Origin of the sequence: Xanthomonas fragariae (assembly GCF_900183975.1) — a bacterium.
Lineage (GTDB): Bacteria > Pseudomonadota > Gammaproteobacteria > Xanthomonadales > Xanthomonadaceae > Xanthomonas > Xanthomonas fragariae.
On the sequence record NZ_LT853882.1, the window covers coordinates 110864 to 124063 of the forward strand.

The following is a 13200-nucleotide window of genomic DNA, read 5'->3' on the forward strand; positions in this document are numbered from 1 at the left end:
ACTGACCGCTCATTCAGCCGCGCACGCTCGGCACCGGCCTGCCGCGCTCGGGGCAGCTACAATGGCCGGCTTATGACCGCTGCCCTGCCGCTGCCGCACCCTCTGACCGACCCTGCGCCGCGTGACCCGCGCCAGCGGTTACCGCCCGAGCAGCTGCGCCTGGCCAAACGCCTGCAGCGCCAGGTGGGTCAGGCGATTGCCGACTTCGGCATGATCGCGGCCGGCGACAAGATCATGGTGTGCCTGTCCGGCGGCAAGGACAGTTACACCATGCTGGACATGCTGCTGCAGTTGCAGCGCAAGGCGCCGGTGCCGTTCACCCTGGTGGCGGTCAATCTGGACCAGAAGCAGCCGGACTTCCCCGCCCACGTGTTGCCGAGCTATCTGCGCAACCTCGGCGTGCCGTTCGACATCGTCGAGCAGGACACCTATTCGGTGGTCAGCCGGGTGATTCCGGCTGGCAAAACGATGTGTTCGCTGTGCTCGCGTCTGCGGCGCGGCGCGCTGTACGCCTATGCGCAGGCGCATGGCGTGACCAAGATCGCGCTCGGCCATCATCGCGACGACATCGTGGCCACGTTTTTTATGAACCTGTTTCACCACGCCCGGCTCGCGGCGATGGCGCCCAAGCTGCACAGCGACGACCGCCAGCATGTGGTGATCCGCCCGCTGGCCTATGTGCGTGAAGCCGACATCGCCGACTACGCGCAGGCACGCCAGTTTCCGATCATTCCGTGCAACCTGTGCGGTAGCCAGGAAAACCTGCAGCGCCAGCAGGTCGGCAGGATGTTGCAGCAGTGGGACCGTGAGCAGCCGGGGCGGGTCGATCAGATCGCCCGCGCACTAGGCGATGTGCGCCCCGCGCAAATGGCGGACCGCACGCTGTTCGATTTCTGGTCGCTGGGCCGCAGCGACGCAGCAGCGGCCGGTCCCGATTCGAACGCATGGCTGGCCGCCAGCGACACCCCACACGACAGCGACTGACGCGGCCCACCCGGTCGCCGTCCGCCTTCCACACTCCACGTTTCTTCTTCTTTGGTCTTACGCATGTTCTTTCGCAATCTCACCTTGTTCCGTTTTCCGACCACGCTGGATTTTTCCGAAATCGATACGCTGTTGCCGCAGGTGCAGCTCAAGCCGGTCGGCCCGCTGGAAATAAGCTCGCGCGGTTTCATCTCTCCATTCGGTCGCGACGAGCAGGAAGTGCTTTCGCACCGCCTGGAAGATTTTTTGTGGCTCACCGTCGGTAGCGAGGACAAGATCCTGCCCGGCGCGGTGGTCAACGATCTGCTCGAGCGCAAGGTCGCCGAGATCGAAGAGAAAGAAGGCCGTCGCCCCGGTGGCAAGGCGCGCAAGCGGCTCAAGGACGACCTGATTCATGAGCTGCTGCCGCGCGCTTTCGTCAAGAGCTCGCGCACCGACGCCATCCTGGATCTGCAGCATGGCTACATCGCGGTCAACACCTCCAGCCGCAAGAGTGGCGAGAACGTGATGAGCGAGATCCGTGGCGCGCTCGGCAGCTTTCCGGCGCTGCCGTTGAACGCCGAAGTGGCACCGCGCGCCGTCCTCACCGGCTGGATCGCCGGCGAGCCCTTGCCCGAAGGCCTGAGCCTGGGCGAAGAGTGCGAGATGAAGGACCCCATCGAAGGCGGCGCGGTGGTCAAGTGCCAGCACCAGGAACTGCGCGGCGACGAGATCGACAAGCATCTGGAAGCCGGCAAGCAGGTCACCAAGCTGGCGCTGGTGCTGGACGACAATCTGTCGTTCGTGCTCGGCGACGATCTGGTGATCCGCAAGCTCAAGTTCCTCGATGGCGCACTGGACCAGCTCGAGCACAGTGACGACGAAGGCGCTCGCGCCGAACTGGATGCGCGCTTCGCACTGATGAGCGCCGAAGTGCGACGCCTGTTCCTGTTGCTGGAAACGGCGTTAAAACTCAGCAAGGCGGAGTAATGCCGACAGTGGCCGGGCGCCGGTGCAGACCGCATCTGGTCACGCATCGATGGTGCCATCCTGCACTTTGCTGCGCGCCGATCGCGTATCGCGCAGGCCGCTGACGTGTCGTTGCTGCGCGCGCCCAGCTAACCGGTCTGGCTGGGTGTGGCGCATTGCGCCAAGTACCGCCGTACGCATGCAAACGTGACCGCAGATCACCGTCTCGCCACCATCGGACGCATCAATCATTCCGTCCCACCGCCTGACACATCGCAGCGCTATCCTGTGCCCGTGTTCAAGCCCGCCCGCCGCCTTATCGCGCCCACACCGCAGGTGGTCGAACGCGACTGCGTGCGTCTGCAATTGGACGGACGCGAGATCGCGGTGCTGCGCGTGCGCGACCCGCGTGCGCGGCGCATCAAACTCAGTGTGGACGAGCGTGGCGCGCGCCTGACCTTGCCGATACGCGCAAGCTTGGTGTCCGGCGAACGGTTTTTGCTCGCGCATCTGGAGTGGCTGAGTACGCAGCTGTCGCGTTATCAGCAAGTCGATGCGTTTCCCGCGCTCGACCGTGGAGTGCCTGGGCAGCTACCGTTGCGCGGTGTGTTGCTGCCGCTGAGCTGGCACGAAGGGCGTTATGCGCGCATCGAGATCACCGATGACGGCGCGCAATTCCAGGTGCCTGCGCGATTAGGCGATTCCGGTGTGCGCCGCACGCTGAAGGAATTTTACGAAGCGCAGGCACGCGCCGATGTCGGCCGCTGGTTGCCGCGCTATCTGCCCGGCTTGCCGCGCGCACCGACACGGCTGCGACTGAAGGTGATGTCCTCGCAGTGGGGCTCGCTTGCACCGGACGGCTCGATGGCGCTGGACCTGGCGCTGGTGCTCGGTCGCTCCTCCGCTTTCGAATACGTGCTGGTGCATGAGCTTTGCCATCTGGTGCAGGCCAACCACTCGCCCGCGTTCTGGGCCGAAGTGGAACAGCGATTTCCGGCCTGGCGCGACGAGCGCAGCTATTTCCATGAACACGGCCGCCAGCTCAAGGCGCAATTGCGGCGTTTGTTGCAGGCCGAGTGAGTGGCGTGTGTCGCTGCGTTACGCAAACACCGCGCCCGTCATCCAGTACACCTGCATCATCCACATCCACCATCAGCCGCGCGGTGGCGACAACTCGGCCAAAAACCCGTTGATCACCGCTGCCACTGCCTCGGGCGCTTCCATATGCATATGGTGCGTGCCCGGCATCAGATGCAGGCGCGCATCGCGCATGAGTGCCACGCGGTGATCGCGTAACGCATCCGGGAAGTACACCTGCGCCGGCGTGGCGAAGATGGCTTGGGTGGGGCAGGCAACGCAGGCCAATAGCACGTCGATCTGCGCCTCGGTCATGCGGATCGCGGTCGGCAAGGTCAGGCGCGGGTCGCTGCACCAGCTATAGCCGCCTTCGACCACGCGCATGCCCCGTTCGACCAGCAGCCTTGCGGCCGGTTCGGTGAGCTGATTGGCCATCATGCGCGCGCGCACCAGCATCTCCATCGACGGAAACACGCGCAGCGGCCGCTGTGTCAGCGTGCGTGCCGAGGCCACCGCATTGCGCAGGCGCGTGGCGGTGCTTTCCACCGGCTCGGCCAGCGCGCCCAATGCCTCGATGGCGATCAAGGCGTCCACGCGCTCCGGCGCCGCAGCCGCGAGCAGGCTGGCAACGCCGCCGCCCAGCGAGTGGCCGAGCACGCTGAAGCGCTGCCAGCCCAGGTCATCGGCCACCTGCAGCAGAATCCCGATCGTGTTGCTGAGCGTGTACTCGGCACCGGTCGGCAACCACGCGCTGTGGCCGTGGCCGGGCAGATCGAGCAATACCAGATCCAGGTCGTGTGCGTGCAGATGCGCGCTCAGGGGCAGAAAGCTTGCCGCGTTATCGAGCCAGCCATGCAGTGCCAGCACCCGGCGCGGGCCGCGTTCGTGATTGCGCAGCCCGGTGATCCGGCCGATGTCCAGGCCACACGCATACGGCTCCAACCTCACGCGCGGCGCGCCACGGCGGCCAGTGCCCGCGCATGCGCATCGCTGGCATTGAGACAGGGGATGTAGCTCAGTGCGGCGCCGCGTTCGGCCAGCGTTTCGGCAAAGCCCAGCGCCACTTCTTCCAGCGTTTCCAGGCAATCGGTGGCGAACCCCGGGCAGATCAGATCGAAGCTGCGCACGCCGCCCTCAGCCAGTTTCCATAGCGTCGGTTCGGCGTAGGGCTGCAGCCAGCGTTCCGCACCGAAACGCGACTGGTAGCCCATCTGCCACTCGTCCGCGCCCAGGCCCAGCGCAGCGACGATCGCCTGCGCGCTGCGCTCGCATTGCTGAGGATACGGGTCGCCGGCATTTGCCACGCGTTGCGGCAAACCGTGGAAAGAAAACATCAGCTTCTCGCTGCGCCCATGCGTTTGCCAATGTGCGCGAATCGAATCGGCGATCGCCGCGACCCAGCCGGCGTCTTCGCAATATTCCTGAATCACCTCCACCGCAATTTCTGGCGCGCTCGGGCGCCACGCATCCACCACGTCCTGAATCGAGGCGGTGGTGGTGGTCGAATACTGCGGATATAGCGGCAGCACCACGATGCGCTTGATGCCGCGCGCACGCAGTGCATCCAGCGTCTTGCGCAGCGCCGGGGCGCCGTAACGCATGGCCCACTCCACGTGCCAGTCGGCCATCACCTCTTTCAGACCTTCGGCCAGACGACGCGTATACACCGCCAGCGGCGAGCCGTCCGGCAACCACACTTTGGCGTATTTCTCGGCCGACTTGGGCCCGCGGATCGGCAGGATCACCCCATACAGCAGCGGCTTCCAGAACAGCGGCGGGATCGCGACCACGCGGCGATCGCTGAGGAACTCAGACAGGTAGCGGCGCACGGCCGGGGCGGTAGGCGATTCGGGCGTACCGAGGTTGACGACCAGCAGGGCAGTATCGGGAGTCGTGTTCATGTGCACCATTCTGGCAGAGCCGGGCAAGGCTGCCGACTACAGCGCACCGATCGTTCTCATTGGCTGCCTCTCAACGCTTGGGTGCGCTCACCACCGATTCATAGCGCCGGCACTAACGTCGGCCCTTGATTTATCTTTGACAGAATATCCTTTGGAGCTTGTGATGACTCGTTTGTCGCGCCTGGCCTTATTGTTGTCGCTGACCTTCGCCGCCGGCTACGCCGTCGCCGGCCCGGAAGAGGACCAGCGCGCACGTAATGCGGTGCGGGTGCTCAACGAGATCATGAAGATCCCCGAGCAGGCCATCCCGGACAAACTACTCGACGAAGCACGCGCCATTGTGGTCATCCCCGACACCCTCAAGGCCGGCCTGGTGATCGGCGGCCGTCGCGGGCACGGCCTGATGTCGATGAAGAACGCTGACGGCAGCTGGTCGCAGCCGGTGTTCGTCAAGCTCACCGGCGGCAGCATCGGTTTCCAGGCGGGCGTGCAGTCTTCCGACGTGGTGCTGGTGTTCCGCAACGACCGCAGCCTGGACAACATCGTCAACGGCAAATTCACCCTCGGCGCCGATGCCGGTGTAGCTGCAGGCCCAGTCGGTCGCAATGCCGCCGCGGCGACCGATGGTCAACTCAAGGCCGAAATCTGGTCGTGGTCGCGCGCCCGCGGTCTGTTCGCCGGCGTCGCGCTGGACGGTGCCGTGCTGCAGATCGACGATGCCGCCGACCTCAATGCCTACGGCGGCGGCGCCACCCCGCGCATGATCTTCGAGGGCCGCACCAACGAGCGCCCATCCACCGACGTGATTGCCTTCCGCGATCGCTTGGAAGAGGCCACCTACACCGCGCGCGCCAATCGCGGCAGCAATGGCGGGGCCATCGAGCCGCGTCCGGCACCGCCGCCGCAGACTCCGACCACCCCGCCAGCGCCGGTCAACGAAGCCAGCACCGTGCCGATGCAGCCCAGCACCAAACCGCCTTCGCAGCAGGGATTCCAGCCGGTGTCCGAGGGCGAAATCCGCAGCGAATCCCTAGACGGCAACCGATGATGCGCTGTCATCCCCCTGCCCGGTGCGCTGGGGTATCCTGCGTCTTCCTTCTTTTTCAGCAAGCGAGCGGATCATGGGCAGTTTCAGCATCTGGCACTGGCTGATCGTGCTGGTGATCGTGTTGCTGGTGTTCGGTACCAAGCGGCTCACCAGCGGTGCCAAAGACCTCGGCAGCGCGGTCAAAGAATTCAAGAAAGGCATGCACGACGATGACAAGCCGGCCGGCAAGCTCGGTGATGACTCCCGCATTGCCGAGCAGGCGCGGGAGGCACAGGCCGAACGCGACCGCGACGCGCGCTGATCCGGAGCGGCGTCGGTGTTTGACATAGGTGTTGGCGAACTGACGCTGATTGCGGTCGTCGCACTGGTGGTGCTCGGCCCCGAGCGTTTGCCCAAGGCGGCCCGATTTGCTGGACTGTGGGTGCGCCGTGCCCGCGCGCAGTGGGATTCTGTCAAGCAGGAACTGGAGCGCGAGCTCGAGGCCGAAGAACTAAAGCGCAGCCTGCAGGATGTGCAGGCCTCGCTGCGTGAGGCCGAAGATCAGTTGCGCAACAAGCAGCAGCAAGTCGAACAGGGCGCGCGCGCCCTCCACGATGATGTGGGTCGCGATATCGATATCCGCAGCAGTGCGACACCGGTGGCGACGCCGCTGGAACTGGCGCACGCAGATCTATCGGCTGGGTCCACTGCTGAGTCAGCGTTGGATGCATCAGCACCTGCTGGACCTGCTACAGCCGCACCCGTCATTGCGCAAGCACAGCCGATTGCTCCGTCGCCCCATCAAACGCTGGTACCGGCCCCGCACGACACCGCGGTGCCGGCGCCGCATGCAGCGCATACCACCAACGCGCACGCCGCGCCGATCAATGCGGCGAGCACACCGACGGTGCCGACTGAGCCGACCAAGATTCAGGAGAAGCACCCGTGAGCCTGTTCGATGACGCACAGGCCGAAAGCAGTCTGATCGAGCATCTGGTTGAACTGCGTGCGCGCCTGATGCGCGCCCTGATCGGCCTGGGCGTGGTGCTGCTGGCATTGCTTCCGTTCTCGCGCGCACTCTATTCGTGGTTGGCCGCGCCGCTGATTTCGCAGCTACCTTTGGGGCAGACGATGATCGCGATGAACCCGGCCGGCGCGTTCTTCGCCCCGCTCAAGCTGACCTTCTTCGTGGCGGTGTTCTTCAGCGTGCCGTGGTTGCTGTATCAGGCTTGGGCGTTTGTGGCGCCCGGCTTGTACCAGCGCGAAAAGAAGCTGGCGTTCCCATTGCTGGCCTCAGCGGTGGCGCTGTTCTACATCGGCTGCGCGTTCGCGTACTTCCTGGTGTTGCCGGCGGTGTTCCACTTCCTGACCACGTTCAAGCCGGACGTGATCGCCATGACCCCGGACGCCAATTCGTATCTGGATTTCGTGCTGGCGATCTTCTTCGCCTTCGGTGCGAGTTTCGAGTTGCCGGTGGCGTTGGTGATCCTGGTGCTGCTCGGCTGGGTCACTCCCAAGCAGCTCAGCGAAGGCCGCGGCTACGCCGTCGTCGGCATCTTCATCCTGGCTGCGGTGCTCACCCCGCCGGATGTGGTCTCGCAGCTGATGCTGGCCATCCCGATGTGCCTGCTGTACGAGCTGGGCATCATCGCCTCGCGTGCGGTGGGTCCGAAGGCCGATTAGCGCACTGCAGTGAAGCCAAGCGTGTTGACGACTCGGGCGCGCAACGATGTCGCCATCGACACGTCACAACCTCGGTCTTGTCACGGGTTGAAGACAAGATACGACTGTTCCAGAAGGTCAGCACCGTGCAAGTGGCGCAGAGGAATCATGCGTGAGCCAAGCCAAGTCGCTGCTCAGCACTCAGTGCTCTGGTTTAGCTGAACAACCACGCCAGCAACATCCGCAGAGCGTGGTCATCCTTATAGGAGCTCACAGGTGGGCGATCGAGGCTCTCCCGAGAAAGCTTCATCGCGCATAAGTGCGCTCCTACAGACCACGCATCTTCAGGCCGCAAACACATCCGGGCGCGATGGAGGGGCGGGCTGGGCGACGGCGCCTTCGTGGCTGAACATCTGTTTCCAGGCAGCATAGACCGAGCCGGCGAACACCGGCATCAGTACCGCCATCAGCAGCAGCTGGGCCAGCCACATCGCCACAGTCTGGCCGGCCACCAGGCCAATGATCAGCGCCACGATCATCACCGCGAAATAGATCGCAAAGATGGCGATGAAGGCCAGCACGAAGAACACCAGCATCGCCGGCAGGTTGTGTAGGCTGGCGCGCAGGCTGGCGCGCAGCGCGTGGCCGCCGGTGCTGCGGTTGAACATCACCTGCGGCGGCATCACGAACAGCGCCAGCGTCATCGCCGCAAAGGTGGCGATGGTCAGCAGCAGCCACAGCAGGATGCGTCCGGCCGGCAGGCCGGCGGCAAGCTGCTCGATCTGCGCCGGGTCGGGCTGTGCGCCGGACTGGCTGATCTGATTGATCTTGACCATTACCTCGGACAACTGTTGCAGCCCGGTGGCACCAATCATCACCAGTAGCAGCACGCCCAGCAGCAAGCCGGCGATCAGCTGCGGCAGCAGCGACACCAGCAGATGCGGTGCGCGACCGTCCTGTAGACCGTGCAGCAGATGCGACGGTTTGGCAACGCGGCCTTCGTCCACTTCGCGGATCGCCCACAACAGCCCGCCCATGAACAGCGGGCCGGCCAGCACCAGCAACAATTGCAAGGCCGGGCCCAGCAGCGGAACCAGCACTGAGAGCGAGACCACCAGGGAGGCGGCTACGCTCCAGATCACCCCCAGCGAGCCAAGCGCCAGCGGCGCCCGCTTCAGCAGCGAGAAACCGGTCAACAGCCATTCTGCGCCGGCAGATGCCGGCACCTTGCGGATTTCGCTCATTCCCATTCCGGATCGATACGCACCGGACCATCCGGCGTAGCCCGATTATCGCTGCTTTTGCGTGTGCGCGGCGGGATCAGCGTTCACTGTTTGCAGACCGCGTGCATGATGCACGAACCGGCGCAGCAGCTTGCGCGCGACCGGCGCAGCGGTGACCTCTTGCGCCAGCTTGCGCGCGCAAAGGCCATGGCGGGCAATGCACTCTGCGCGCGCCTGCACATAGCCGCGCATGTGGTGGGTGGCGAACTCCGGATGAAACTGCACCCCCCAGGTGGCCCGGCCCCAACGGAAGGCGTGGCAGCGGTCCTGGCGCGAATGTGCCAGCACGATGGCGCCCTCCGGGGCACGCACTACCGTCTGCAGATGCGTGGCATGCGCCGGAAAGTGCGCCGGCAAGCCGGCAAACAAGGGATCCTGCTCGGCCGGCGGATGCAGCTCCAGCGCGATCGTGCCGGATTCGCGCCCGGCCGGGTTGTAGTCGACTTCGCCGCCCAGCGCGTGCGCCAGCAGCTGGTGTCCGTAGCAGATGCCCAGTAATGGCATCCCTTCGTGAGCGGCATCGCGCAGCCATTCGGCACTGCGTTCGCTCCAGTCGGCACGGTCGGTGACGAAGGCGGCCGAGCCGCTGACGATGGTGCCGGCAAAGCCGTCGTGGTCTGGCAGGCGGTCGCCATTGGCGACGTCGATGGCGACGGTCTCATGCTCGGCCAGCCCGGCCGCCACGCGGATCCAGTGCGGAAAACGGCCGTATCGCTTCACCGCCGGCACGGGCTGGCCGGTTTCGATGATCAGGAACGGCAGGGCGGACATGCGGACGAAAATCCAGCAGCGGCGGATGTGCCTGATTGTAGGCAGCCTGGGCCGGTTTTTTCCAACTTGCGTGCCAACGCATCCAGCTAAGGTTATGCCGGATGGTTATGTGTTGATGGTCTATTGGTGATGGTGCGCCGTGCTGCGCGTGCTGTGCAGGTAAGCGTAGTGATGGCTGAGATGGTCAGGATCACCGGCCGGGGCACGTACCTGGTCAATGGCCAGGCTGCGGCCGCATCGATGGCGACATGCGCGTGCTGACCAACCCTTGCCAGCGCTTCGGGCATCTTCATCCCGGCGGGAGCAGGGACAGATTGCAGGCGGGGTGGCTCTCTTCGCATAGGAGTCAAGTCGCCAAGCACGCCAGACACGGCCTTGACGCTTCCCTCTCCCTGCTGGGCACCAAGGCACGGCTTACGCCCCACTGGCGCGTGCCAGGGGTGCGCGGAGTGAGGGGGAAGGTTGCCCGTGCCGTTCCCCAGCTTTTGGCGCTCCTCGTCCGCCAGCACGGCAATGGATGCTATGACAGCGAATGTGGGACGGCAGCGGTTGCGAGCCGATCGCCGCGCGTCCTCGAAGAACAGCCGGAGCGCTTCCGTCGACCCCCTACTCTCGCGGCGGCAGCACCGACAGCACTTCTTCGATGGTGGTCAGCCCGGCGGCGACCTTTTCCAGGCCAGTGCGGCGCAGCGTGCGCAAGCCCTCGCCGCGCGCGACGTGGCTGAAGCTGGCCAGGTCGGTGTCGGCGCGGATCAGGCTGCGCAAACGCGGCGTCACCGGCAGCAATTCGTAGAGGCCGACGCGGCCCAGATACCCGGTGCGGCGGCATTCCAGGCAGCCGACCGGCGCGTGCACGTTCAGCACCTCCGGCAGCGCTTCGCCCGGCTCGCGGATCGCCGACCAATCGTCATCGCTGAGCGCATGTGGGCGCTTGCAATGCACGCACAGCGTGCGCACCAGTCGCTGTGCCAGCACGCCGTTAAGCGTGGAGGCGACCAGATAATGTGGCACGCCCAGATCCAGCAAGCGGGTGATCGCCGAGGCGGCATCGTTGGTGTGCAGCGTCGACAACACCAGATGGCCGGTGAGCGAGGCCTGCACCGCCATCTGCGCGGTTTCCAGATCGCGGATTTCGCCGATCATGATGATGTCCGGATCCTGCCGCAGCAGCGTGCGTACGCCGCTGGCGAAATCCAGGTCGATGTTCTGCTGCACCTGCATCTGATTGAATTCCGGTGCGATCATTTCGATCGGGTCTTCGACGCTGCACACGTTTACATCCGGCGTGGCTAGGCGTTTGAGCGTGGAATACAGCGTAGTGGTCTTGCCCGAGCCGGTCGGGCCGGTAACCAGCACGATGCCGTGCGGGCGCTCGACCAGCGCGCTCCAGCCAGCAGCTTCTTCGCCACTGAAACCGAGCTGCTCGATGCTTTTGAATGCCGAATCCGGGTCGAAGATGCGCATCACGCACTTTTCGCCGAACGCGGTGGGCATCGTGGACAAGCGCATTTCCACTTCGCGCCCACCCGGCGAGCGGGTCTTGATGCGGCCGTCCTGCGGGCGGCGACGTTCGGCCAAGTCCATGCGGCCCAGTACCTTGATGCGGCTAACTACTGCGGTCATCACCGACGGCGGCACTTCTAGCACCTTGTGCAGCATGCCGTCGATGCGGAAGCGCATGCGTCCGGCCTCGCGGCGCGGCTCCAGATGGATATCGCTTGCCCGCTGTTCGTAGGCGTACTGCAGCAGCCAATCGACGATGTGCACGATGTGGTGGTCATCGGCGTTGACGTCGCTGGCGCGGCCCAGTTCCACCAACTGTTCGAAGCTGGGCAGGCCCGCCTCAGGTTCGGCGCTGCGCACATCGCCGCGCGCGCCGCGCACCGATTGAGTGACGCCGAAGAACTCCATGGTGTAGCGATGCAGGTCCAGCGGATTGATCAGCGCCAGTTCGATGCGGCGACGGCTCAGATGCTGCACGTCGGCCAACCATTCCAGCGCCAGCGGCTCGCTGGTGGCGATCAGCACGCGCTCGGCATCCAGCGCCAGCGGCAGGATGCGGTGCCGGCGCGCATAGGCGTGCGAGACCACGCCAGTGACGGCGGCGACATCGATACGGGTCGGGTCGATGCGCAGATAGCGCAGCCCGGTACGCGTTGCCAACCATTCGGTCAGTCGTTCCAGGCCGAGTTCGCCGGCAGGCGGCTGCGCGGCGTGCAGCTTGAGGTTGGCCAGCAGCACCAACGGATGCACCTCGCTGGCATTGCGCACGCCGGCGGCGGAGAACTGCACGCGTTCGTGTTCGTGCGGCACCACCATGCCATCGGCAAGCAAGGCGGCGGCTACCGGATCGAACATCAGCCGGCCGCGCGGCAGGATCGTCGCTGCGCTGTCCGGATCGGCCGTACGCCGCTGTTCCATGCTTGTTCGTCCCCGGCAGCGGTACTCCGCGGCAAAGCGCTGCGGGTCGCCCAGTATACTAGCGCACCCCTTCCGCACGGCCTTTGCTGCATGTCCGATTTTCGGCGCGTTCCAATCACGTTTCAGGGCCTGATCCAGACCCTCAACCAGTACTGGGCCGAGCAAGGCTGTGTGCTGATCCAGCCGCTGGACCTGGAAGTGGGCGCGGGCACGTTCCATCCGGCCACGTTCCTGCGCGCGCTTGGACCGGAGCCGTGGAATGCGGCCTACGTGCAGCCGTCGCGCCGTCCCACCGATGGCCGTTACGGCGAAAATCCCAATCGCCTGCAGCGCTATTACCAGTATCAGGTGGCGATGAAGCCCAATCCTGACAATATCCAGGATCTGTACCTGGGCTCGTTGCAAGCGCTAGGTATCGACCCGCTGGTGCACGACCTGCGCTTTGTCGAAGACAACTGGGAGTCGCCCACGCTCGGCGCCTGGGGCCTGGGCTGGGAAGTCTGGCTGAACGGCATGGAGGTGACCCAGTTCACCTACTTCCAGCAGGCTGGCGGGCTCGAATGCAAGCCGGTGCTCGGCGAGATTACTTACGGATTGGAACGGCTGTGCATGTACTTGCAGAGCTGCGAAAACGTCTACGGCTTGGTGTGGACCTACGGGCCGGATGGCACCCCGGTGAGCTATGGCGATGTGTATCACCAGAATGAAGTGGAGCAGAGCGCTTACAACTTCGAGCACGCGAATGTGCCCGAGCTGTTGCATCGCTTCGATGCCTGCGAAGCCGAAGCCAGGCATCTGGTCGAGGTTGGGTTGCCGCTGCCGGCGTATGAGCAGGTGACCAAGGCCAGCCACGCGTTCAATCTGCTCGATGCGCGCCGCGCGATCAGCGTCACCGAACGCCAGCGCTACATCCTGCGCGTGCGCGCGTTGGCGCAAGGGGTGGCGCAGGCGTATTACGCGCAGCGGGAAAAGCTGGGGTTTCCTGGCGTTAAACGCTGATGCTGTTTCCTTCCCCCGCTGGCGGGGAAGGTGCCCGCAGGGCGGATAGGGGCAGCACGTCTTCGCTGCCTTGGCACGACCCTCATCCGGCGCGGCGCGCCACCTCCTCTCGCTGGCGGGAGCAGGA

The 13200-nt window shown here is 65.1% G+C and carries 13 protein-coding genes; 8 read left to right on the forward strand and 5 right to left on the reverse strand.

The window, feature by feature from the left end:
• The first annotated feature begins 72 nt into the window (after positions 1-72).
• The 3 genes from ttcA to PD885_RS00515 all read left to right on the forward strand — a co-directional run bounded on the left by ttcA (position 73) and on the right by PD885_RS00515 (position 3012).
• Positions 73-984 carry a tRNA 2-thiocytidine(32) synthetase TtcA gene (ttcA, locus tag PD885_RS00505; protein WP_002803793.1) on the forward strand — a complete coding sequence of 304 codons (912 nt, stop codon included), beginning with the start codon at positions 73-75 and terminating at the stop codon, positions 982-984.
• 63 nt (positions 985-1047) lie between these two features.
• Positions 1048-1953 (forward strand): recombination-associated protein RdgC, encoded by a 906-nt coding sequence (locus PD885_RS00510; protein ID WP_002803791.1) that lies wholly within the window; start codon positions 1048-1050, stop codon positions 1951-1953.
• A 273-nt stretch (positions 1954-2226) separates the two neighbouring features.
• Entirely contained in the window at positions 2227-3012 is a 786-nt protein-coding gene (locus PD885_RS00515; protein WP_040762214.1) for a YgjP family zinc-dependent metalloprotease, read from the forward strand.
• Positions 3013-3084: 72 nt separating this feature from the next.
• Here the strand turns inward: PD885_RS00515 and PD885_RS00520 are convergent, their stop codons facing one another.
• Both PD885_RS00520 and hemH read right to left on the reverse strand, forming a co-directional pair.
• Positions 3085-3951 carry an alpha/beta fold hydrolase gene (locus PD885_RS00520; RefSeq protein WP_040762195.1) on the reverse strand — a complete coding sequence of 289 codons (867 nt, stop codon included), beginning with the start codon at positions 3949-3951 and terminating at the stop codon, positions 3085-3087.
• 2 nt (positions 3952-3953) lie between these two features.
• Positions 3954-4919 carry a ferrochelatase gene (gene hemH, locus PD885_RS00525; RefSeq protein WP_002803784.1) on the reverse strand — a complete coding sequence of 322 codons (966 nt, stop codon included), beginning with the start codon at positions 4917-4919 and terminating at the stop codon, positions 3954-3956.
• A 154-nt stretch (positions 4920-5073) separates the two neighbouring features.
• On the opposite strand from hemH, the gene PD885_RS00530 reads away from it, so the two are divergent.
• The 4 genes from PD885_RS00530 to tatC all read left to right on the forward strand — a co-directional run bounded on the left by PD885_RS00530 (position 5074) and on the right by tatC (position 7620).
• A complete protein-coding gene (locus tag PD885_RS00530) occupies positions 5074-5958 on the forward strand; it encodes a lipid-binding SYLF domain-containing protein (RefSeq protein WP_162597093.1) in 885 nt (294 codons plus the stop codon).
• A gap of 73 nt (positions 5959-6031) precedes the next feature.
• Positions 6032-6259: a Sec-independent protein translocase subunit TatA gene (gene tatA, locus PD885_RS00535; RefSeq protein WP_002803779.1), complete on the forward strand. Its 228-nt coding sequence runs from the start codon at positions 6032-6034 to the stop codon at positions 6257-6259.
• A 15-nt stretch (positions 6260-6274) separates the two neighbouring features.
• Positions 6275-6886, forward strand: a complete 612-nt coding sequence (gene tatB / locus PD885_RS00540; protein ID WP_002803767.1) for a Sec-independent protein translocase protein TatB — start codon at positions 6275-6277, stop codon at positions 6884-6886.
• Positions 6883-7620, forward strand: coding sequence for a twin-arginine translocase subunit TatC (tatC, locus tag PD885_RS00545; protein WP_002803765.1), 738 nt, complete (start codon positions 6883-6885; stop codon positions 7618-7620). The genes tatB and tatC overlap by 4 nt, the downstream gene beginning before the upstream one ends.
• 323 nt (positions 7621-7943) lie before the next feature.
• On the opposite strand, the gene PD885_RS00550 is transcribed toward tatC, so the two are convergent.
• From PD885_RS00550 to PD885_RS00560, 3 genes are all read right to left on the reverse strand, one after another.
• Complete coding sequence (locus PD885_RS00550) at positions 7944-8843, reverse strand: BPSS1780 family membrane protein (protein WP_002803762.1); 900 nt, start codon at positions 8841-8843, stop codon at positions 7944-7946.
• A 45-nt stretch (positions 8844-8888) separates the two neighbouring features.
• The gene (locus PD885_RS00555) at positions 8889-9653 is read right to left on the reverse strand and encodes a glutamine amidotransferase (protein WP_002803761.1); all 765 of its coding nucleotides are present in this window, start codon (positions 9651-9653) and stop codon (positions 8889-8891) included.
• 606 nt (positions 9654-10259) lie between these two features.
• Positions 10260-12074 (reverse strand): GspE/PulE family protein, encoded by a 1815-nt coding sequence (locus tag PD885_RS00560; RefSeq protein WP_088056604.1) that lies wholly within the window; start codon positions 12072-12074, stop codon positions 10260-10262.
• A 90-nt stretch (positions 12075-12164) separates the two neighbouring features.
• On the opposite strand from PD885_RS00560, the gene glyQ reads away from it, so the two are divergent.
• Positions 12165-13073, forward strand: coding sequence for a glycine--tRNA ligase subunit alpha (gene glyQ, locus PD885_RS00565; RefSeq protein WP_088056605.1), 909 nt, complete (start codon positions 12165-12167; stop codon positions 13071-13073).
• Positions 13074-13200 lie beyond the last annotated feature (127 nt).